Annotated in this window: 18 protein-coding genes and 1 riboswitch; of the genes, 15 read left to right on the top strand and 3 right to left on the bottom strand. The window is 73.1% G+C overall.

Annotation, left to right across the window (positions count from 1 at the left end; translation table 11 throughout):
* Positions 1–120 precede the first annotated feature (120 nt).
* Both trpD and ACWGDE_RS20005 read left to right on the top strand, forming a co-directional pair.
* Positions 121–1,185 carry an anthranilate phosphoribosyltransferase gene (gene trpD / locus ACWGDE_RS20010; RefSeq protein WP_453390329.1) on the top strand — a complete coding sequence of 355 codons (1,065 nt, stop codon included), beginning with the start codon at positions 121–123 and terminating at the stop codon, positions 1,183–1,185.
* 119 nt (positions 1,186–1,304) lie between these two features.
* Positions 1,305–1,421, top strand: a riboswitch (SAM riboswitch).
* Positions 1,422–1,669: 248 nt separating this feature from the next.
* Positions 1,670–3,058 (top strand): aminotransferase class V-fold PLP-dependent enzyme, encoded by a 1,389-nt coding sequence (locus ACWGDE_RS20005; RefSeq protein ID WP_453390328.1) that lies wholly within the window; start codon positions 1,670–1,672, stop codon positions 3,056–3,058.
* A 106-nt stretch (positions 3,059–3,164) separates the two neighbouring features.
* On the opposite strand, the gene ACWGDE_RS20000 is transcribed toward ACWGDE_RS20005, so the two are convergent.
* Positions 3,165–3,446 (bottom strand): Lrp/AsnC ligand binding domain-containing protein, encoded by a 282-nt coding sequence (locus ACWGDE_RS20000; protein ID WP_112446366.1) that lies wholly within the window; start codon positions 3,444–3,446, stop codon positions 3,165–3,167.
* A complete protein-coding gene (locus ACWGDE_RS19995; RefSeq protein ID WP_453390327.1) occupies positions 3,443–4,165 on the bottom strand; it encodes a rhomboid family intramembrane serine protease in 723 nt (240 codons plus the stop codon). Before ACWGDE_RS19995 ends, ACWGDE_RS20000 begins: the two co-directional genes overlap by 4 nt.
* Positions 4,166–4,315: 150 nt before the next feature.
* On the opposite strand from ACWGDE_RS19995, the gene ACWGDE_RS19990 reads away from it, so the two are divergent.
* The 7 genes from ACWGDE_RS19990 (at position 4,316) to ACWGDE_RS19960 (ending at position 13,111) form a co-directional block, all read left to right on the top strand.
* On the top strand, positions 4,316–4,555 hold the full coding sequence (locus tag ACWGDE_RS19990; RefSeq protein ID WP_008738811.1) for a hypothetical protein: 240 nt from the start codon (positions 4,316–4,318) through the stop codon (positions 4,553–4,555).
* Positions 4,556–4,595: 40 nt separating this feature from the next.
* The gene (locus ACWGDE_RS19985) at positions 4,596–5,960 is read left to right on the top strand and encodes an NYN domain-containing protein (protein WP_453390330.1); all 1,365 of its coding nucleotides are present in this window, start codon (positions 4,596–4,598) and stop codon (positions 5,958–5,960) included.
* Positions 5,961–6,213: 253 nt separating this feature from the next.
* Positions 6,214–7,230 carry an NlpC/P60 family protein gene (locus tag ACWGDE_RS19980; RefSeq protein ID WP_453390326.1) on the top strand — a complete coding sequence of 339 codons (1,017 nt, stop codon included), beginning with the start codon at positions 6,214–6,216 and terminating at the stop codon, positions 7,228–7,230.
* Between the two features lie 239 nt (positions 7,231–7,469).
* The gene (locus ACWGDE_RS19975) at positions 7,470–8,522 is read left to right on the top strand and encodes an NlpC/P60 family protein (protein WP_453390325.1); all 1,053 of its coding nucleotides are present in this window, start codon (positions 7,470–7,472) and stop codon (positions 8,520–8,522) included.
* A 203-nt stretch (positions 8,523–8,725) separates the two neighbouring features.
* Positions 8,726–9,952: a hypothetical protein gene (locus tag ACWGDE_RS19970; RefSeq protein WP_453390324.1), complete on the top strand. Its 1,227-nt coding sequence runs from the start codon at positions 8,726–8,728 to the stop codon at positions 9,950–9,952.
* A gap of 256 nt (positions 9,953–10,208) precedes the next feature.
* On the top strand, positions 10,209–11,351 hold the full coding sequence (locus ACWGDE_RS19965) for a glycosyltransferase family 4 protein (protein ID WP_453390323.1): 1,143 nt from the start codon (positions 10,209–10,211) through the stop codon (positions 11,349–11,351).
* Between the two features lie 143 nt (positions 11,352–11,494).
* Positions 11,495–13,111, top strand: a complete 1,617-nt coding sequence (locus ACWGDE_RS19960; protein ID WP_453390322.1) for a GMC oxidoreductase — start codon at positions 11,495–11,497, stop codon at positions 13,109–13,111.
* Positions 13,112–13,116: 5 nt separating this feature from the next.
* Here ACWGDE_RS19960 and ACWGDE_RS19955 read toward each other — a convergent pair whose 3' ends face one another.
* Positions 13,117–14,913, bottom strand: a complete 1,797-nt coding sequence (locus ACWGDE_RS19955; RefSeq protein ID WP_453390321.1) for an AMP-dependent synthetase/ligase — start codon at positions 14,911–14,913, stop codon at positions 13,117–13,119.
* Positions 14,914–15,141: 228 nt separating this feature from the next.
* Here ACWGDE_RS19955 and ACWGDE_RS19950 point away from each other — a divergent pair, with 228 nt between their 5' ends.
* The 6 genes from ACWGDE_RS19950 to ACWGDE_RS19925 all read left to right on the top strand — a co-directional run bounded on the left by ACWGDE_RS19950 (position 15,142) and on the right by ACWGDE_RS19925 (position 20,628).
* Complete coding sequence (locus tag ACWGDE_RS19950) at positions 15,142–15,924, top strand: metallophosphoesterase family protein (RefSeq protein WP_453390320.1); 783 nt, start codon at positions 15,142–15,144, stop codon at positions 15,922–15,924.
* An 82-nt stretch (positions 15,925–16,006) separates the two neighbouring features.
* Complete coding sequence (locus ACWGDE_RS19945; RefSeq protein ID WP_453390319.1) at positions 16,007–16,453, top strand: SRPBCC family protein; 447 nt, start codon at positions 16,007–16,009, stop codon at positions 16,451–16,453.
* Positions 16,454–17,063: 610 nt separating this feature from the next.
* Positions 17,064–18,218, top strand: a complete 1,155-nt coding sequence (locus ACWGDE_RS19940; protein ID WP_453390318.1) for an ArsA family ATPase — start codon at positions 17,064–17,066, stop codon at positions 18,216–18,218.
* Positions 18,219–18,295: 77 nt separating this feature from the next.
* Positions 18,296–18,796 carry a DUF5304 domain-containing protein gene (locus ACWGDE_RS19935; protein WP_453390317.1) on the top strand — a complete coding sequence of 167 codons (501 nt, stop codon included), beginning with the start codon at positions 18,296–18,298 and terminating at the stop codon, positions 18,794–18,796.
* Between the two features lie 61 nt (positions 18,797–18,857).
* Entirely contained in the window at positions 18,858–19,799 is a 942-nt protein-coding gene (locus tag ACWGDE_RS19930; protein ID WP_453390316.1) for an ROK family glucokinase, read from the top strand.
* A 73-nt stretch (positions 19,800–19,872) separates the two neighbouring features.
* Positions 19,873–20,628: an endonuclease/exonuclease/phosphatase family protein gene (locus tag ACWGDE_RS19925; protein WP_453390315.1), complete on the top strand. Its 756-nt coding sequence runs from the start codon at positions 19,873–19,875 to the stop codon at positions 20,626–20,628.
* The last annotated feature ends 120 nt before the right edge of the window (positions 20,629–20,748 follow it).

Genomic DNA, 20,748 nt, shown 5'->3' with positions numbered 1-20,748 from the left:
CGTCCGGGGTGGCGGACTTCTGATCTTCCGTGTCCGCCCATCGGGACGGGGCTCATTGCCGTCTCCGGGGCTGGATAGGCTGAAGGCCTTCCCATTCGCGTGGACCATCAGGAGCGGACCATGAACGTTGTGACCCCGGCAGGCGGCGACAGCGTGGCGGCCCGCGGCTGGCCGGGTGTCCTCGACGCCCTGCTGTCCGGCCGGGACCTCGCCGCCGACGACACGGCCTGGGCCATGGACCGGATCATGCGCGGAGAGGCCACCGACGCCCAGATCGCCGGCTTCGCCGTCGCGCTGCGGGCCAAGGGGGAGACGGTCGCGGAGATCACCGGCCTGGTACGGGCCATGTACGAGCACGCGAACCTCATCGAGGTGCCGGGCCGCACGGTGGACATCGTCGGCACCGGCGGCGACGGCGCCAAGACCGTCAACATCTCCACGATGTCGGCGATCGTGGTGGCCGGTACGGGCGCCAAGGTGGTCAAGCACGGCAACCGGGCCTCCTCCTCCGCCAGCGGCTCCTCGGACGTCCTGGAGAAGCTCGGGGTCAACCTCGACCTCACCCCGGCGCGGGTCGCCGAGGTCGTCGAGGAAGCCGGGATCACCTTCTGCTTCGCGGTCAAGTTCCACCCCGCGCTGCGGCACGTGGCACCGGCCCGCAAGGAGCTGGGCATCCGGACCACCTTCAACTTCCTCGGACCGCTGACGAATCCGGCCAAGGTACGGGCCCAGGCCACCGGTGTCGCCGACGCCCGGATCGCCCCGATCATGGCGGGCGTACTGGCGGAGCGCGGCTCCTCGGCCCTGGTCTTCCGCGGCGACGACGGCCTCGACGAGCTCACCACCACGGCGACCTCGCGGGTCTGGTGGGTCCGCGACGGCCGAGTCACCGAGCAGGCCTTCGACCCGCGCGACGTGGGCATCTCCCTGGTCGACGTCTCCGCGCTGCGCGGCGAGGACGCCTCGTTCAACGCGGACGTCGCACGCCGTCTCCTGGCCGGCGAGCAGGGCCCGGTCCGCGACGCGGTGCTGCTGAACTCGGCGGCGGCCCTGGTCGCTCTGGACCCGGGCCCGGGCACCCTGGAGGAGCAGCTCGCGGCGGGCATCGCCCGGGCCGCGGAGTCGATCGACTCGGGCGCGGCCCGGGCGGCGCTCGCGCGGTGGGTGGCGGCCACCAACCGCTGACGGATGCCGCGGCCGGGCCGCGGCACCCTCCGGATCGAGCCAAGATCCGCGCAAGACCCCGGTCCGCCATGTGGACCGGGGTCTTGCGCGTGCGGGATCTTGTGGCAGGATGCTCAGCAGGTCACGAGTGACAGCGTTTAGGCCCCGGCTTGCTGTCCGGCAACCCTCCTTCCGTGGCGGGGTGCCCCGGGTGATGACCAGGTCGTAGGCAGTGAGGTCTACGGCAAGCGCGGATCCCTCACACCTCTTATTGGGGTGATGGGCCAGGGGTCCTGGTCTCTCGAGGAGTGTTTTCCGTGAGCAAGCGAATGCGATAGGGCGAGTCCGCCCCTTCTTCAACCCTCGGAACAGGGTCACTTCCGCGTACCCCGATGTACGCCACCCCGACTCTCCGAGGCTCTCCCGTACCCCGGACGGCCGCAGCGCCGTACCCGCGTACGGGCATTCCGAAGCCATTCAGCCCTGCCTGCCGGGAGATACCGCCATGTCCGCGACCCTGAACACCACCGCTGCCGCCACCGCCACCACCGCCGTCGACCCCGCCTGTGCCGAGCCGCTGCCGGTCCTCGGCCGCGACGTCACCGTGCCGCTCGTCACCGGCGGCGAAGTCACCTACGCCGCCCTGGACTACGCGGCCAGCGCCCCCGCCCTGCAGCGCGTCTGGGACGACGTGGCCGCGTACGCCCCGTACTACGGCAGCGTGCACCGCGGCGCCGGATACCTCTCCCAGCTCTCCACCGACCTGTTCGAGCAGAGCCGCGTCACGGTCGCCGAGTTCCTCGACTGCCGGCCCTCCGACCAGGTGATCTTCACCCGCTCGACCACCGACTCGCTGAACCTGCTCGCCGCGGTGATCCCCGCCGACTGCCAGGTCTTCGTCTTCGAGACCGAGCACCACGCCTCGCTCCTGCCCTGGACCGACGCGCGGGTCACCTACCTCAACGCCCCCCGCACCCCGGACGAGGCCGTCGCCACCCTGGAGCGCGCGCTCGCCGACCGCGACCCGTACGGTCCGGCCCTGGTCTGCGTCACCGGCGCCTCCAACGTCACCGGCGAGCTGTGGCCCGTCAAGGAGCTCGCCGCCGCCGCGCACGCCCACGGCGCGCGCATCGTCCTGGACGCCGCCCAGCTGGCCCCGCACCACCCCGTCTCCGTACGGGACCTCGACGTGGACTGGGTGGCCTTCTCCGGGCACAAGCTCTACGCGCCCTTCGGCTCGGGCGTGCTCGCCGGCCGCGCGGACTGGCTGCAGGAGGCGGAGCCGTACCTGGCCGGTGGCGGGGCCTCCCGCAAGGTGGCCCGCCGCGAGGACGGCGGCGTCGACGTCGAGTGGCACACCACCGCGGCCCGCCACGAGGCCGGCTCCCCGAACGTCATCGGCGTCTACTCCATCGCCTCGGCCTGCAAGGCCCTCACGGAGGCGGGCTTCGAGAGCCTCGTCGCTCGGGAGCGCCACCTCATCGCCAAGGTCCGGGAGGGCCTCGCCGACGTCCCGGCGGTCCGCGTCCTGTCCCTCTTCGGCGACGACGCGCCAGGCGTCGGCGTCATCTCCTTCGTGGTGGACGGCTGGAACAGCTCGCACTTCGCGGCCGCGCTCTCCGCCGAGTACGGGATCGGCGTGCGCGACGGCCTGTTCTGCGCCCACCCGCTGGTCCGCACCCTGCTGGGCAGCGAGCCGCAGGCCCAGGGCGAATGCGGAGCCCCGGAGGCCGCCCCCGGCGAGCGGTCCCTGAACGCGATCCGCGTCAGCTTCGGCGCCGGCACCCCCGACGAGCACGTCGACCGCTTCGTCCGCGCGGTCAAGGAGCTCGTCGCGGACGGCGCGAAGTGGCAGTACCGCACGGAAGAGGGCCGCTGCGTCCCGGCGGTCTGAGATCTGGAGGACTGCCCGTGCGGCTGCCTGTTCCGGCTCCAGGAGGGCCGCACGCCCCGGCCGGGGGAGACCCCGCCGGGGCTGTGAAACGCCGGACGGCGGACCGCTACGCGTCCAGGCCGATCGCGAACGCCGCTTCCAGGTCGTGCTGGGAGTACGTACGGAACGCCACGTGCGTGTCCGTGGCCTCGACGCCCGGGATCTTGCTGATGCGGCCGGGGATGACGTCCGCCAGGGCCTCGTGGCGGGCCACCCGGACCAGGGCGATCAGGTCGTAGGTGCCGGTCACGGAGTAGACCTCGCTGACGTTCTCCAGCGCGGCGATGGCCTCGGCGATCTCGGGGATCCGGTCCACGCTGGTCTTGATGAGCACGAGTGCGGTGATCACGGTTGGCTGTCTCCCTCGCCGGCGGTGACTGTTCGCCTCACTCTAGCCCCACGCCTGTAGCGCACCCACGCGTAGAGGAAGCCCAGCGAGAAGCCCACCACGTGGGCCAGATAGGCGACTCCCGGCCCGCTCCCCGCCCGGTGCGCCGCCAGCCACTGCAGGGCGAACCAGAACATCAGGACGATCCACGCGGGGAACCGCAGCGGCAGGAAGAGCAGGAACGGGAACAGGCTCGTCACCCGCGCCCTGGGGAACAGGCACAGGAAGGCCCCCAGCACCGCGGAGATCGCCCCGGAGGCCCCGACGAGCGTCTGGTCCGAGGAGGCGTTGGCCGCCGCGTACGCCGCCAGGGCCAGGTAACCCGTACAGACGTAGAAACAGAGGAACCCGGCCCGGCCCATGCGCTGCTCCGTCATCGCCCCGAAGACGAAGAGGAAGAGCATGTTGCCCAGCAGGTGCAGCCAGCTGCCGTGCACGAACAGGGCCGTCAGCGGGGTCAGCAGCGCCCGTCCGCTGCCCGCGAACAGTTCGTCGGGCACCACGCCCCAGCGCCGGAAGTACGCCGTCCCCGTGGTCAGCAGCTGATCGCCCGTCCCGTAGACCGGGTTCAGCCCCGACGCCGGGCTCAGCAGGAACACCACACAGCAGCCGGCGATCAGCGCGTGGGTGACCACCGGTCCCCGGGCGGCCTCGCGTACGGCCTGCCACCTTACGATCATGCGACCGAGCATGACCCAGCCGGGCCCGCCCGCGGGTGCGGCAGGCCGTAGGGTTACGAGCTACGCACGCAGTCATACGGCACGGGCCCATATGGCACGTCCGTACAAGACGAAGACCGCGTGTACGACATAGATGGAGAGAGCGGCCTGATGACGGTTCCCCTGCCGACCGACACCACCCGGTGGCGCTGCACCCTGTGCGGCAACCTCACGCGTTTCGACGTCACCCGTTCGTCGAAGGTCGTGGAGTACGTCCACCTGGACCTCGCCGGGGAGCCCAAGGTCGAGGAGCGCGAGGTGGTCAATGAGACCATCGAGTCGGTGCGCTGCCGCTGGTGCAACGCGGTGGACCAGATCGAGCTCGTGGACAGGCCGGGCGCGGACTCCTGAGGGAGCCCCGCCCGCAGGTGAATGACGGTAGGGGTGACGGATTGTGGAGCCAGCAAGCGGCGCTGAGCCGGCCGACGCGGCCGGCGACGCCGCCGAGGTGCTCGACCGCCCGCTGCCGGAAGGCGTGCGGCGCCGGGTCGTCGCGCTCGTCTCGGACGCCTTCGGCGGACTGACGGTCGCGGACCTCCCGGCGCAGCTGCGCCAGTACGCGCGGTTCACCCCGACGCGGCGCGCGAAGTTCGCGGGCAACGCCATGGCTACGGCCGTGGAGAGCGACCCCGTCTTCCGGGGCCGGGTCGCCGAGAAGCTCCGCGAGGCGCAGGCCGACCTGGCCGGGGCGCTGGAGTCGGGCGCCCCGCCCGCCGCCGCCGACCCGCTGGACGTGGCGGCCGCCGCGTACGTCCTGCGGCCGGCCGGTTGGGTCAAGCTCGTGGCCGCCGCCGGCGAGGAGGCGCAGCGCGCCGACGCCGAGCGGCTCGGCGAGGAGGCGCGCCGGGAGATGGACCGGCTCCGCGAGGAGCTGGCCCACGTACGGGAACTGCAGCGCGCGGGCGGCGACCAGGTGCGGGCCGAACTCGAGGCGGCGCGCAAGGAAGCGGAATCGCTTCAGCGCAAGCTGCGCAGCGCCCTCAGCGACGTCAAGCGGGGCGACGCGGCCCTGCGCAAGGTCAACGCCGAGATCGACGGCATCCGCGCCGAGGCGGCCGCCCAGGTGAACGCCGCCGAGAGCGAGAGCCGGCGGCTCAAGTCCCGCCTCGCGGAGGTGGAGACGGCGCTGGAGACCTCGCGCCGGGCCACCCGCGAGGGGCGCAGCATCGAGGACATGCGGCTGCGGCTGCTGCTGGACACCGTCCTGGACGCGGCCGCGGGGCTGCGCCGGGAGCTCGCGCTGCCTCCGGTGTCCACGCGTCCCGCCGACACGGTGGAGGCCGTGGAGCCGGGCCGGATGACCCCGAAGGACATCGCGGCGCGCGCGTTGTCGGAGACCGATCCGGCGCTGCTGGACCAGCTGTTGGCGCTGCCCCAGGCGCATCTGGTGGTCGACGGCTACAACGTCACCAAGACCGGCTACCCGACGATGCCGCTGGAGAAGCAGCGGCTGCGGCTGCTGGGCGGGCTGTCGATGCTGGCCGCGCAGACGGGCGCCGAGATGACCTGCGTCTTCGACGGGGCGGAGCTGGCGGCCCCGGTGCTGCTCGCGCCGCCGCGCGGGGTGCGGGTGCTGTTCTCCAAGGCCGGGGTGACGGCGGACGAGCTGATCCGCCAGCTGGTGCGCGCCGAGCCGCCGGGCCGTCCGGTGGTCGTGGTCTCCACGGACCGCGAGGTCGCCGACGGGGTGGCCAAGGCGGGGGCGCGGCCGGTGACGTCCGCCTTGTTGCTGAAGCGGCTTTCGCGCGTTTCGTAACTGGTGGCCCGGATGCCGGAATTGGCATGTGATCGGGGGGACGGACCGTCAAGTCGTCGGCACAGAGCGTGCTCCATAGGTAAAGAACCTGGTCGGAGGGCAAGTTTTTTCCCGGCAGGATTTGAACTGATCACAGAAGGGTCACTAGGGTCACCTCAAACCTTCGTGCGGTAGTTCACTCATTCGGGGTGGCAGCGAAGGTGTCGCCGAGCTTGCGTTCTTCGGCGGCTCTAGGAAGAAGGAGCTCGCCTTCGTGGCGTCCCACCGTCGACCCAAGCAGCCGACCCGCACTCGCGTGACCGTGCTCACCGTCACCGCGGCCGCCGCCGTGGCCCTCTCCGGCCAGGCCGCCAACGCCGCTCCGGCCAAGCCCAGCAAGGACGAGGTCAAGGCCAAGGTCGACGCCCTCTACGAGGAGGCGGAGCAGGCCACGGAGAAGTTCAACGGGGCCCAGACGCGTCAGGACACCCTGGAGAAGGAGATAGGTCAGCTCCAGGACCAGGTCGCCCGCGGCCAGGCGGACCTCAACACCCTGCGCGGCAGCATCGGTTCGATGGCCAACGCCCAGTACCGCACCGGCGGCATAGACCAGTCCCTCGCGCTGTTCCTCTCGGCCGACCCCGACAGCTACCTGGACAAGGCCTCCACGCTCGAGCAGCTGAGCGGCAAGCAGGTCGAAGCGGTCCAGAAGATCCAGGCCAAGCAGCGCAGTCTCGCGCAGCAGCGCCAGGAGGCCTCGGGCAAGCTCGCCGACCTCGACGCCACCCGCAAGGAGCTGGCCGAGAAGAAGAAGATCTCGTCGGACAAGCTCGCCGAGGCCCAGGCCCTCCTGAACTCGCTGACCGCGCAGGAGCGCGCCGCGCTCAAGGAAGAGGCCAAGAAGGCCGCCGGCGCCGACGCCGCAGAGGCCGGCGCCGTAACGGGTTCCGGCCGGGCCGCGGACGCGCTGCGCGCCGCCGTGACCAAGAACGGCGCGTCCTACGTCCGCGGCGGCACCGGCCCGAACGCGTTCGACTGCTCCGGCCTCACCCAGTGGGCGTACAAGCAGGCCGGCATCACCATCGGCCGCACCACGTACGACCAGGTCAAGAACGGCCGGAAGATCAGCCTGAGCGAACTCCAGCCGGGCGACCTGGTCTTCTACTCGAGCCTCTCGCACGTCGGGCTGTACGCGGGCAACAACAAGGTCTTCCACGCCGCCAACCCGAGCTCCGGAGTCCTGTACGGCTCCCTCAGCGGATTCGCGTACGGGGTCCGCGTCGGCGGCTGACGCCCCGGACCCGACGGGGCGCGCCGTACACCGCCCATCCGGGCGAATTACGAGGCCCCGATCTGACCACACGCCCCGCCGGTGACCTGCGTCTCCGGCGGGGCGTCACTGTGTGTGCCCGCCGGAGGTCGTTGGCCGGCGCCCCGCACCGCCGCTACTGTCTGCCACCGCGGAACCCGGCACACGTCCGTCCACGGGGGGCGGACCCGGTCCCGCGCAGCGGAAGGGAGCGGTTTCACGTGGCGTCCCATCGCCGGCCCGGGCACAGCGCCCTCGACCGGAACACGAAGGTCACCGTCCTCACCGCCGCCGCGGCAGGAGCCGCGGTCGCCATGACGGGCGCACCCGCGAGCGCGGCCCCAGGACTCCCGCACGAGCCCTCCGGCAGCACCCGCGCGCAGGTCGACCGGCTCTTCGAGGAGGCCGAGCAGGCCACCGAACGCTTCAACCAGGCGGGCGAGAAGGCCGACAGGCTCCGCACCGAAGTCGGCCGGATCCAGGACGCGGTGGCCCGCGGCCAGGACCGCATCAACACCATGCGCGGGGTGCTCGGCACCTACGCCGGAGCCCAGTACCGGGCGGGCGGCATCGACCCGGCCGTGGAGCTGATGCTCTCCGACGACCCCGACGACTACCTCGCCAAGGCCGCCGCCCTCGACCGGCTGACCGGCCGTCAGGCCCGGCAGCTCGACGAACTGCGCTCCGAGCAGCGCCGGCTCGGCCAGGAACGCGAGGAAGCCTCCCGCAAACTCGTCGCGCTCGACGCCCTGCGCGCCGACGTGGCGAAGGAGAAGCGCGCCGTCACCGCCAAACTCGCCGCGGCCCGGCGGCTGCTGAACGCGATGCCCACCCAGGAGCGCGCCGACTTCGAGCGCGCCTCGCGCTCCGGCAGCCGCCCCGACGGCCTGCCCGACCTCTCCGGCCCGTCCTCCCTCGGGGCCTCCTCCGGCCGCGCCGCGACCGCCGTGATGGCCGCCCGCTCCGCCGTCGGCCGGCCCTACGTCTGGGGTTCCACCGGGCCCACCGGATTCGACTGCTCCGGGCTGATGGTGTGGTCCTACCGGCAGGCGGGCGTCGCGCTGCCGAGGACCTCGCAGGCGCAGCGCCACGCCGGACGGCAGGTCCCGCTCTCGGAGGCCCGCCCGGGCGACCTGGTGACGTACCGCTCGGACGCCAGCCACGTCGGCATGTACGTGGGCAACGGCCAGGTGGTGCACGCCCCGTACCCGGGGGCGCGGGTGCGCTACGACCCGGTCGGGATGATGCCGGTGTCCTCGGTGACGCGGCCCTAGGCCGACTCTTCCGGATCTTGCCGGTTGAGCCCGCGTCGTCCGGTGTCGTGGATGGCAACGCGGAGAGGCTCCCGATTGCTGGGCGTCCTCGGGTGCCTCGACAACGTGGCGAGGTGCGGTGCCGGGCGGCGCGGGTCAGGCAAGATCCGGAAGAGACGGCCTGGGCCGGCAGGGGCCGGAGGCGTTCTGCGTACGATCGGCTGATGCTCCCGGGCCTCGTTCGTCTCCTCAGCCCCGCCCTGCGCCGTCCGCGCGTACGGGCGCTGGCGTTGTCGGTGCTGCTGTGCGTGCCGCTCGCGGGGTGCGCGCCGGGTTCCGGATCCGGTTCCGGTTCGGATTCCGGTTCCGGGCGCGCCGTCTCCGCGACCGAGCGGGCCGTCCGCGGCGCCGTCGCCGCCTGGTCGGCGGCCCCGCCCGGCCGGCTGGCGGCGATCCCGCTGGAGGACTGGTCGTACGAGGTCACCTCGGTCCGCGAGGACGGCGTACGGGCCTTCGCGCGCGCCGAGCTGCGCTACCGGCTCACCGGGTACGACGCGGCCCCCGCCGGGTCCGCCCGCGAGGTCGAGCTCACCCGGGACGGGGCCGGTGGCGGCCCGGCCGCCGCCTCGGCCGGCTCCGGCGGCACCTGGACGGTGACGGCCGACCGACCCGCGCCCGGGGCCCCGCCGCAGCTGTGGGACCAGGGCCCGGTGACCGTGGAGCGCGGGGCGCACGCCCTGGTGCTGGGCGGGGCCGGCCAGAGTCCCGCAGCCCTGTCCGCGATCGCCGCCGAGGCGGACCTCGCGGTACCGGCCGCGAGCGCCGCCTGGCCGCGCCCGTGGGCGGGCCGGGTGGTGGTGCTGGTCCCCGGATCCCTGGACGCGATGGCGGCGCTGCTGGGGCGGCCGGCGGACGAGTACCGGGGCCTGGGCGCGGTCACCACCGGCCGGACCGGGGGCGGTCCGGCCCCCGCGGACCGGGTGGTGGTCAACCCGGAGGGGTACGCCCAGCTCACGGGGGAGGGCCGCCAGGTGATCCTGACCCACGAGACCACCCACGTCGCCACCCGTGCCGCGACCACCGCGAAGACCCCGCTGTGGCTCTCCGAGGGCTTCGCGGACTGGGCGGCGTACCGCACGGGCACCCGCACGCCCGCCGAGACCGCCCCGGCGCTCGCCAGGGCGGTGCGCAGGGGCGACCTGCCGGGCGCCCTCCCCGCGAACGAGGCCTTCGCCTTCGGCGGGGACGCGGAGGCGCTGGCGCGGGCGTACGAGGGCTCCTGGATGGCCTGCCGGCTCATCGCCCGGCGCTGGGGCGATGCGGCGCTGGTCTCCCTGTACGAGCGTGCGGGCCTCGACTCCCTCCCGGAGGCGACGGACCGCACCCTGGGAACGGACCCCACCGCCCTGACCCGGGCCTGGCAGCAGGAGTTGCGCCGCGAGTTCCGCTGACGGGGGCGGTTGCCGCGCGATGGTCCGTCTGCGGCGCCGCCGCACGGGGGCCGGCCCCCGGACCCCCGCGCCTCAAACGCCGGCGGGGCTGGATTTTGGCCGGTGTCGGCCCGCACCTGCACGCCGAGGGGCCGCGCAGATCCAGCCCCGCCGGCGTTTGAGGCGCAGGGGCCGGGGCGGAGCCCCAGGGGCTTGGGCGCAGCCCGCCCCGCAGGCTCCGCCCCGCAGGGCCCCGCTCCGGTAGGGTCGCGAAGCGATGCACAAGACGCTGATCGTGACCAATGACTTCCCGCCGCGCCCGGGAGGAATCCAGGCCTTCCTCCACAACATGGCCCTGCGGCTCGACCCCGAGCAGGTCGTCGTCTACGCCTCCACCTGGAAGCACTCCGCCGAAGGCCGGGAAGCCACCGCCGCCTTCGACGCGGAGCAGCCGTTCCAGGTCGTGCGCGACCGGACGACCATGCTGCTGCCCACCCCGCGGGTGACCCGCCGGGCGGTGGGCCTGCTGCGCGAACACGGCTGCGAGTCGGTGTGGTTCGGCGCGGCCGCCCCGCTCGGCCTGATGGGCCCCGCCCTGCGCCGGGCCGGCGCGAAGCGGATCGTGGCGACGACCCACGGGCACGAGGCGGGCTGGGCCCAGCTGCCGGGCGCGCGGCAGTTGCTGCGGCGGATCGGCGAGGGCACGGACACGCTGACCTACCTGGGCGAGTACACGCGTTCGCGGATCGCCTCGGCGGTGACGGACCGCGCGGCGGCGCGGATGACGCAGCTCCCGCCGGGCGTGGACGAGAAGACCTTCCACCCCGGTTCGGGCGGCGACGCGATCAGGGCCCGGCTGGGACTGTCGGACCGCCCGGTCGTGGTGTGCGTCTCGCGGCTCGTCCCCCGCAAGGGCCAGGACACGCTGATCGAGGCGATGCCGCGGATCCTGGCGGCGGTGCCCGACGCGGTGCTGCTCGTCGTCGGCGGCGGCCCGTACGAGGAGGACCTGCGCAAGCTCGCCGCCTCCACCGGGGTCGCCGGGTCGGTCGTCTTCACGGGAGCCGTCCCGTGGTCCGAACTCCCCGCCCACTACGGCGCGGGGGACGTCTTCGCGATGCCCTGCCGCACCCGGCGGGGCGGCCTGGACGTGGAGGGCCTGGGCATCGTCTACCTGGAGGCCTCCGCGACGGGCCTGCCCGTGGTCGCGGGCGACTCGGGCGGCGCCCCGGACGCGGTGCTGGACGGGGAGACGGGCTGGGTGGTGCCCGGCGGCTCCCCGGCGGACGCGGCGGACCGGGTGGTCGCCCTGCTCCAGGACCCCGGCCTGCGCCGCCGCATGGGCGAGCGCGGCCGCGCCTGGGTCGAGGAGAAGTGGCGCTGGGACCTCCTCGCGGAGCGCCTGCGCGAACTGCTCTGAGGCCCTGCAAAGGCCCCGCCGAGGCCCGTCCGGTCGCCGCTCCGGTAGCACAAGGGGCCCGGACCGGCCATGGCTGACTGTCACTCAGATATGTGTCAGTACCGACTCTGGGGGTATCGGGCGATCCACCTCATCATGCCGCCATGACACCCAAACTGACGCGCCGTCAACTCCTCGGGATCGGCGCCCTCCAGACGGCGGCGGCCCTCGGCTTCACCCGCATCGGCCTGCAGTCCGCGGCCGCCGCCGAACCGGCGGCCGCGAGCTGGGCCCCCGCCATCGTCGTCGGCTCCGGTTACGGTTCCGCCGTCGCCGCACTGCGCCTCGGACAGGCCGGAGTACGGACCGTCGTGCTGGAGATGGGCCGGCTCTGGGACACCCCGGGACCCGACGGGAAGATCTTCCCCTCCACCTCCGCGCCCGACCAGCGCTCCATGTGGTTCCGCAACCGCACCGAGGCCCCGCTCGCCCAGTTCCTGTGGCTGGACGTGGTCAACCGCAACATCAGCCCGTACCCCGGCGTCCTGGACCGCGTGAACTACGGCGACATGTCGGTGTACGTGGGCCGCGGAGTCGGCGGCGGCTCCCTCGTCAACGGCGGCATGGCGCCCACGCCGAAGCGCTCGTACTTCACCGAGGTCATGCCCCGGGTGAACGCCGACGAGATGTACGGGACCTACTACCCCCGCGCCCGCGCCATGCTCGGGGTCAACGACATCGACGCGGCCTGGTTCGAGTCCACGGAGTGGTACCGCTTCGCCCGGATCTCCCGCAAGCACGCCCAGAACGCCGGTCTGAAGACCACCTTCGTCCCCAACGTGTACGACTTCGAGTACATGAAGCGCGAGGCCGCCGGCACCGCCACCAAGTCCGCGCTCGCCGGCGAGGTCATCTACGGCAACAACCACGGCAAGAAGAGCGTCGACAAGACCTACCTCGCCGCCGCCCTCGGCACCGGCAACGTCACCATCGAGACCATGCAGCGCGTGGTCGGCGTACGGCAGGACCCGGCCGGAGGCTACGTCCTGACCGTCCAGACCAGCGATCTCACCGGCCGGGTCACCCAGGTCCGCGAACTCGGCTGCAAGCAGCTCTTCCTCGGCGCCGGCAGCCTCGGCACCACCGAGATCCTGCTGCGCGCCCGCGAGACCGGCACGCTGCCCGCCCTGAACGACAAGGTGGGCCTCGGCTGGGGCCACAACGGCAACGTCATGACGGCCCGCGCCAACCACCTGTGGGACACCGTCGGCGCCAACCAGGCCACCATGCCCGCCATGGGCATCGACGACTGGGACAACGCCGCGAACCCGGTCTTCGCCGAGATCGCCCCGCTCCCGATGGGGATCGAGCACTGGATCTCGATGTACCTGGCCATCACCAAGAACCCGGAGCGCGGACGCTTCACCTACGACGCCGCCAGCGACTCGGCGAAGCTCCAGTGGACCCGGGACCAGAACACCCCGTCGGTGCAGGCCGCCAAGTGCTTCTTCGACCGGATCAACCGGGCCAACTTCACCATCTACCGCTACGACCTCTTCGGCGACAACAAGAACTTCGCCGACAACTTCACCTACCACCCGCTGGGCGGCTGCGTCCTCGGGGACGCGACCGACGACTACGGCCGGGTCAAGGGCTACCAGGGCCTGTACGTCACCGACAGCTCGCTGATCCCCGGTTCGCTCGGGGTGAACCCCTTCGTGACCATCACCGCCCTTGCGGAGCGGAACATGGCGAGGGTCCTCGTCGAAGACCCCCGCTAGCCCCTCTAGGCCCGGTAGAGGGCTTCGATCTCGTCCGCGAAGTCCTTCGCCACCACATTCCGCTTCAGCTTCAGCGAAGGCGTGATGTGGCCCGACTCCTCCGTGAACTGGGAGGGCAGAATGCGGAATTTCCGCACCGATTCCGCCTTGGAAACCGCCGCGTTGCCGTCGTCCACGGCCTTCTGGACGGCGGCGATGAGGTCAGCGTCCTCGCGCAGCTCCGCGGCCGTCACACCCGCCGGCTTGCCGTGCTCCGCGGCCCAGCGGCCCAGGAACTCCTCGTCGATGGTGACCAGCGCGGCCACGAACGGCCTCGCGTCGCCGACGACCATGCACTCCGCGACCAGCGCGTGCGCCCGGATCCGGTCCTCGATCACCGCGGGCGCCACGTTCTTGCCGCCCGCCGTGACGATGAGCTCCTTCTTGCGCCCGGTGATCGTCAGGTAGCCCTCCTCGTCGAGGGTGCCGACGTCGCCGGTGTGGAACCAGCCGTCGGTCAGCGCGTCGGCGGTGGCCGTCGGGTTGTTCCAGTACTCCTTGAAGATGTGCTCGCCGTGCAGCAGCACCTCGCCGTCGTCGGCGATGCGCACCACGGAGCCGGGGAGCGGCTGGCCGACCGTACCGATCTTCGTCTTGTCCCACGGGTTGAAGGCCGTGGCGGCACAGGACTCGGTCAGGCCGTAGCCCTCCAGCACCGTGAAGCCGATGCCGCGGAAGAAGTGGCCGAGGCGCTCGCCCAGCGGGGCACCGCCGGAGATCGCGTACTCGCCGCGCCCGCCGAGGACCGTGTGCAGCTTGCTGTAGACCAGCTTCGAGAACAGCTTGTGCTTGAGCTTCAGACCCAGGGACGGGCCGCCCGGCAGGTCCAGCGCGCGGCTGTACGCGATCGCCGTCTCGGCCGCCGCGTCGAAGATCTTGCCCTTGCCGTCGGCCTGCGCCTTGGCGCGCGCCGAGTTGTAGACCTTCTCGAAGACGCGCGGCACGCCGAGGATCAGCGTGGGCTTGAAGGACTGCAGCTCGTCCGTGAGGTTCTTGATGTCCGGTACGCAGCCCAGGCGGATCGGCGCCAGTACGGCCGCCACCTCCACCAGGCGGCCGAAGACGTGCGCGGCCGGCAGGAAGAGCAGGACGGAGCACTCGCCGGTCCGGAACAGCGGGCTCAGGCGCTCCACGATGTTGCCGCACTCGGCGAAGAAGCTGCGGTGGGTCAGCACGCAGCCCTTGGGGCGGCCCGTGGTGCCGGAGGTGTAGACGATGGTGGCCGGGTCGTCGGCGCCCGCCAGCGCGCTGCGCGCGTCGACCTCGGCGTCGCTGACCCCGGCGCCGGCCGCGTTCAGCGTCGCCAGCGCGCCCTGCTCGATCTCCCAGACCTCGCGGAGCTCCGGCAGCCGGTCGCGCAGCGCGTTCACGGCGGCGCTGTGACCGGGGGACTCCACGACGACGGCGACGGCGCCGGAGTCGCCGAGGATCCACTGGATCTGCTCGGGGGAGCTGGTCTCGTAGACGGGGACCGTGACGGCGCCCGCGCTCCAGATCGCGAAGTCGATCAGCACCCACTCGTAGCGGGTGCGGGAGATCAGGGCGACCCGGTCGCCCGGCCGGATGCCGGAGGCGATCAGGCCCTTGGCCGCGGTACGGACCTCGGCGAGGAACTGGGTCGCCGAGACGTCCTGCCACCGGCCGTCGACCTTGCGGGCCATGACGGCGGTGTCGGGATGCTGAGCGGCATTGCGGCGGATGAGATCCGTCAGGTTCCCGTCCGACGGGACCTCGTACAGGGCCGGAAGGCTGAACTCGCGCAAGACTGCTGCTCCTCTGGGCGCCATCGCCACCATGTGGACCGACCGGACGTTACCCACCGGTAGTGGGTTCCGGATAGAGGGAACCGGCCAGATGTTCGCTGCGTCACATGCGGCGGTCGTATCGACCCGACAGTAGTCGACCCCGTTTGCGACTCGGAAGTAACCGCAGGTCCGGCCGCCTGACCCGATTCCCTACCGGCGGTGGCCAAGCGCCCCTAGGGTGGCGGCATGGGTGGCACGAAAAGTCGGACACGGGTCCATGTCGTCAGCGACGTCCACGGCAACACCGAGGCCCTCGCCCGGGCCGGGGAGGGCGCCGACGCGCTGATCTGCCTCGGCGACCTCGTCCTCTTCCTCGACTACGCGGACCACTCGCGCGGCATCTTCCCCGACCTCTTCGGCGTCGAGAACGCCGACCACATCGTCGAACTGCGCACCGCGCGCCGGTTCGAGGAGGCCCGCGAGTTCGCCCGCGGGCTGTGGGCGGGGCTGGACCGGGAACGCCTGGTCGAGGGCGCGGTCCGGCGCCAGTACGCGGAGATGTTCGCCGCCTTCCCCCGGCCCACCTACGCCACCTACGGCAACGTCGACATCCCCGGCCTGTGGCCCGAGTACGCCGGCCCCGGCCTGACCGTGCTCGACGGACAACGCGCGGAGATCGGCGGCCGGGTCTTCGGCTTCGTCGGCGGCGGGCTGCCCTCGCCGATGCGCACGCCGTACGAGGTGCCCGAGGAGGAGTACGCGGCCAAGGTGGAGGCGCTGGGCGACGTCGACGTGCTGTGCTCGCACATCCCGCCGGAGGTCCCCGAGCTCTGCTACGACACGGTGGCCCGGCGCTTCGAGCGGGGGAGCGGAGCGCTCCTCGCCGCGATCCGGCGGATGCGGCCGCGGTACGCGCTCTTCGGCCACGTCCACCAGCCGCTGGCCCGGCGGATGCGGATCGGCTCCACAGAGTGCGTGAACGTGGGCCATTTCGCCGCCACCGGAAGGCCGTGGGCCCTGGAGTGGTGAACCCCGCACGCGCGATAGCCTTCACGCGGCGGCCCCGGCCGTCCGCACACTTCCTCGAACACTCCCCGGAGGAGCGACCGCGATGGCGGAACACACCAGCTCGAGCATCACGATCGAGGCGTCCCCGGCCGACGTCATGGCCGTGATCGCCGACTTCGCCCGCTACCCCGAGTGGACCGGCGAGGTGAAGGAGGCCGAGGTGCTGGGCACCGACGCCGAGGGCCGGGCCGAGAAGGTCCGCCTGCTGCTCGACGCCGGCGCGATCAAGGACGACCACACGCTGGCGTACACGTGGAAGGGCGCGGACGAGGTCAGCTGGACCCTGGACAAGTCCCAGATGCTCCGCCAGCTGGACGGCTCCTACCGGCTCGCGCCGCTCGCGGGCGGGACGCGGACCGAGGTCACCTACCAGCTGACCGTGGACGTCAAGATCCCGATGCTGGGCATGATCAAGCGCAAGGCGGAGAAGGTCATCATCGACCGGGCGCTGGCGGGTCTGAAGAAGCGAGTGGAAGCGGCGGCGGCCTAGTCCTCCTGACGCGGCCCGCGCCGTAGTCGACGCGGTCCTCGCGCCATTCAGCGCCGGCGCGCTTCCCGGGCCTCGGCCCGCGGCGGCGGACTCCGTCCGTCGGTGCCTGGGCGGGGGTGTCTCCAGGGCTGTCGCGGCGCGGGGGCCCGGTGGGCGGGTGCGGCTGGTGTGCCCTGCGGGGCGAAGTCCCCTACCCGCCCTTCGCCCGTTCCCAGGGCTCCGCCCTGACCCGGTCCTCAATCGCCGGACGGGCTGGACGGGTGCCCCAGGTCTGCGCCCGAGCCCCTGGGTCTCCGCCGCAGGGCTGGATTCTGCCCGGGCATATCCAGCCCCGCCGGCGTTTGAGGCGCGGGGGTCGGGGGCTGGCCTCCGTGCAGTGGCGCCGCAACGGGTCCGGGGCGGGGCCCCGGGGAACGGGCGAAGGGCGGGCAGGGGACCTCCGCCGCCCGCAGGGCACAGCGAGCCGCACCCGCCCACCGGACCCCTCATCACACGACAGTGGCGGCACCCCCGCCCACGCCCCGCCGGACGGAGTCCGGCGCAGCGACGCGAAGCCCGGGAAGCGCGCCAGCGCCGAGCGGTGCGAGCGGCGCGTCAAAAAGGGAGCACCATGCACACCCTCCTCGTCACCGGCCCCGGAGGGGCGGGGCGGAGTACCGTCGCGGCGGCCACCGCGCTCGCCGCCGCACGGCAGGGGCACCGCGTGCTGCTGCTCTCCGCCGACCCCGGCGGCCCCGCCCTGGCCCCGCAGGGCACCCTGCGCTGCGCCCGCGTCGACTCCGGCGAGGAGTTCCGCCAGGAGCTCGTCTCGCTCCAGGAGCGCGGCTCCGCGCTGCTGGGGATGCTCGGAGCCCGGCCGCTGGGCGCCGACGAGCTCACCGAGCTGCCCGGAGCCGAGCAGTTCGCGCTGCTCAGGGCCCTGCGGCGGGCCGCGGCGGAGCCCGGCACCGACCTTGTCGTCGTCGACATGCCCCCGCTGCACCAGGCCGTCGCCACCCTCGCCCTCCCCGCCCAGCTGCGCCGCTACCTCGCCCGGCTGCTCCCCGCCGAGCGGCAGGCCGCCCGCGCCCTGCGCCCCGTACTGGCCCAGCTCGCCGGAGTGCCCATGCCCGCGCAGTGGCTGTACGCGGCCGCCGCCCGCTGGGACGAGGAGCTGGCGGCCGTGCAGGCCGTCGTGGAGGCCCCCACCACCTCGGTACGGCTCGTCGCGGAGCCCGGACCCGCCTCCGACGCCGCGCTGCGCCTCGGCCGCCTCGGGCTCGCCCTGCAGCAGCTGCCCGTCTCGGCGCTGGTCGCCAACCGGATGCTGCCCGCCGGATCCGCGGACCCGTGGCTCGCGGGACTCGCCGCCCAGCGGGAGGAGTGCGCAGCCCGGTGGGCCGCCGAGGAGGACCTCCCGGTGCTCCCCGTACCCCACCTGGGCCGGGACCCCCAGGGCCCCGAGGACCTGGCGGAACTGGCTCCCGCTCCCGCCCCGGCGACCGCGCTCCGCCCGGAGTGGACCGTCGAGGACCGGCTCGCGCAGGACGGGGTGCTGCTCTGGCGCGTCCCGCTGCCCCGCGCCGAGAAGCCGGAGCTCGACCTGATCCGCCGCGGTGACGAGCTGCTGCTCACGGTGGGCCCGTACCGCAGGATCGTTCCGCTGCCCGCGGTGCTGCGCCGCTGCACGGTCTCCGGCGCCGCCCTCACCGCCGGCGAGCTCCGCATCCGCTTCACCCCGGACCCCGGGCTGTGGCCCCGGCAGGATCGCGAGGAGCGGGCCTGAACCCCGTACCGCCGTTCGGGTAAGGTCGAAAGGTAGCCCGTACCGCAGGTCCAGCCGCCGCCGCAGGAGAGTCCGCCATGAGCGAGGCCACCGACCGCCCCAACGACGCCTCCGCCGACGACGACGCCTGGGCGAAGGCCTGTGCCGAGGACCTCGCCGCGGAGAAGGAGCGCCGCAGGTCCGAGCAGGGCGCCGGCGCCCGGTCGGGGACCGGGACCGCCGCCGAAGAGCTCTTCAAGCTGTTCGAGGCCGTCGCCGACAAGGTCTCGGCGCTCGACAACCCGCTGTTCGGAGTCGCCGCCCAGGGCGCCGTCCGGCAGTTCGTCAACCAGGCGAAGAGCGCCGCCAAGCCCGTCATCGAACGCAACCCCGAGGTCTTCGACCACCTCGCGGCCGCCGGCTCCGAGCTGCTCGCCGCCTACCGCTCCGCGGTCGAGGGCCACGAACGCCGCTGGACGCGCGAAGACCCCCGCGACCGGGCGGGGGAGCGGCCCGGCGGCACGACCGACGGCAACCCCGGCGGCAACCCCGGCGGAGAGGACGGCGGCGCCCCCGCCGAGCGGATCGATCTCGACTGATCCTCTTCCCCACTCGGGTACCGTTGGCGGCGGCGGGGTTTGACCGGAAACCGAGGGACTAATGGGACTCACCATCGGCGTCGACATCGGCGGCACGAAGATCGCGGCCGGCGTGGTCGACGAAGACGGCACCATCCTTGAGACGTACAAGGTGCCCACCCCGCCGACCCCGGACGGAGTGACGGACGCGATCTGCGCCGCAGTGTCCGAGGTCAGCAGCAGCCACACCATCGACGCCGTGGGCATCGGCGCCGCCGGATACGTGGACGACAAGCGCGCCACCGTGCTCTTCGCGCCGAACATCAACTGGCGCCACGAGCCCCTCAAGGACAAGGTCGAGCAGCGCATCGGCCTGCCCGTGGTCGTCGAGAACGACGCGAACTGCGCGGCCTGGGGCGAGTACCGCTTCGGCGCCGGCCAGGGCCACGACGACGTCATCTGCATCACGCTCGGCACGGGCCTGGGCGGCGGCATCATCATCGGCAACAAGCTCCGGCGCGGACGCTTCGGCGTGGCCGCCGAGTTCGGCCACATCCGGGTCGTACCGGACGGCCTGCTGTGCGGCTGCGGCAGCCAGGGCTGCTGGGAGCAGTACGCCTCCGGGCGCGCGCTCGTCCGGTACGCGAAGCAGCGCGCCAACGCGACCCCCGAGAACGCGACGATCCTGCTCGGGCTCGGCGACGGCACCCCCGAGGGCATCGAGGGCAAGCACATCAGCGAGGCCGCCCGCCAGGGCGACCTGGTGGCCGTGGACTCCTTCCGCGAGCTCGCCCGCTGGGCGGGCGCCGGCCTCGCGGACCTGGCCTCGCTCTTCGACCCGTCGGCGTTCATCGTCGGCGGCGGCGTCTCCGACGAGGGCGACCTGGTCCTCGACCCGATCCGCAAGTCCTTCAAGCGCTGGCTGATCGGCGGCGCCTGGCGGCCGCACGCCCAGGTGCTCGCCGCACAGCTCGGCGGCCGGGCCGGCCTGGTCGGCGCGGCGGACCTGGCCCGCCAGGGCTGAGCCCTCCCCGTTTCCTCCAACTGCCCGCCGTGCCCCCTGGGGTACGGCGGGCAGTCTGGCTATGTTGCCGGGTATGGAACTCGCCGAGCTGCCGAACTCCCGTACCGAAGACGATGGTTCCGCCGTGATCCGGGTGCTCTCCTACAACGTCCGCTCGCTGCGCGACGACGAGGAGGCCTTGGCCCGGGTGATCCGCGCGTGCGCGCCGGACCTGGTGTTCGTACAGGAGGCGCCACGGTTCTTCCGGTGGCGCAAGCACGCGGCGCGGCTCGCGAAGAAGAGCGGTCTGGTGGTCCTGTCGGGAGGCGCGACCGCGGCCGGGCCGCTGCTCCTCTGCTCCCTACGGGCCTTCGTGGAGGGGACCCGGGACGTACTGCTGCCCCTGACGCCGGGGCTGCACCGGCGGGGCTTCGCCACGGCGGTGGTCCGCTTCGGCGGGGTGCGGATGGGGGTGCTCAGCGCGCACCTGTCGTTGGACGGGCCGGAGCGGCTGGCCCAGTCCGGCCTGCTCCTGGAGGCTCTCGACGGGATGGACGTGCCGTACGCGATCGCGGCGGGCGACATCAACGAGGGCCCGTCGGGACCGGCCTTCCAACGGCTGGCCGCGGCCCTCCAGGACTGCCGGGCGGTGGCGCCGTGGGGCGGCGAGCACACCTGGGTCCGCTCCGAGCCGCCGCGCCGCATCGACGCGATCTTCGCGAGCGAAGGGGTCGAGGTCCTGGCCTGCGGTGTCCCCGCGGGGCTGCCGGGAGTCTCTGCGGCGGACCTCGCCGCGGCGACGGACCACCTCCCGGTCCTGGCGGCCCTCCGCCTCCCCGCTGCGCGATAGTCCTGCGGCGCCGCCGCACGGGGGCCTGCCCCCGGACCCCCGCGCCTCAAACGCCGGCGGGGCTGAAAAGATCGCCTCAATCGCCGGCGGGGCTGGATTGCCCGGAGGGCAATTCCAGCC

This window comes from Streptomyces sp. NPDC054956 (assembly GCF_053609185.1).
The sequence above is the reverse complement of the archived record's forward strand: the minus strand, read 5'-3'. Positions and strand labels throughout refer to the sequence as shown.

Excerpts from the sequence above, each read along its gene's own strand:
- ACWGDE_RS19935 (WP_453390317.1), top strand. The coding sequence starts at position 18,296 with ATGAGCGAGGCCACCGACCGCCCCAACGACGCCTCCGCCGACGACGAC.
- ACWGDE_RS19995 (WP_453390327.1), bottom strand. The coding sequence starts at position 4,165 with ATGATCGTAAGGTGGCAGGCCGTACGCGAGGCCGCCCGGGGACCGGTG.
- ACWGDE_RS19990 (WP_008738811.1), top strand. The coding sequence starts at position 4,316 with ATGACGGTTCCCCTGCCGACCGACACCACCCGGTGGCGCTGCACCCTG.
- ACWGDE_RS19930 (WP_453390316.1), top strand. The coding sequence starts at position 18,858 with ATGGGACTCACCATCGGCGTCGACATCGGCGGCACGAAGATCGCGGCC.
- ACWGDE_RS19965 (WP_453390323.1), top strand. The coding sequence starts at position 10,209 with ATGCACAAGACGCTGATCGTGACCAATGACTTCCCGCCGCGCCCGGGA.
- trpD (WP_453390329.1), top strand. The coding sequence starts at position 121 with ATGAACGTTGTGACCCCGGCAGGCGGCGACAGCGTGGCGGCCCGCGGC.
- ACWGDE_RS19940 (WP_453390318.1), top strand. The coding sequence starts at position 17,064 with ATGCACACCCTCCTCGTCACCGGCCCCGGAGGGGCGGGGCGGAGTACC.
- ACWGDE_RS19950 (WP_453390320.1), top strand. The coding sequence starts at position 15,142 with ATGGGTGGCACGAAAAGTCGGACACGGGTCCATGTCGTCAGCGACGTC.
- ACWGDE_RS19960 (WP_453390322.1), top strand. The coding sequence starts at position 11,495 with ATGACACCCAAACTGACGCGCCGTCAACTCCTCGGGATCGGCGCCCTC.
- ACWGDE_RS19925 (WP_453390315.1), top strand. The coding sequence starts at position 19,873 with ATGGAACTCGCCGAGCTGCCGAACTCCCGTACCGAAGACGATGGTTCC.
- ACWGDE_RS20005 (WP_453390328.1), top strand. The coding sequence starts at position 1,670 with ATGTCCGCGACCCTGAACACCACCGCTGCCGCCACCGCCACCACCGCC.
- ACWGDE_RS19945 (WP_453390319.1), top strand. The coding sequence starts at position 16,007 with ATGGCGGAACACACCAGCTCGAGCATCACGATCGAGGCGTCCCCGGCC.
- ACWGDE_RS19970 (WP_453390324.1), top strand. The coding sequence starts at position 8,726 with ATGCTCCCGGGCCTCGTTCGTCTCCTCAGCCCCGCCCTGCGCCGTCCG.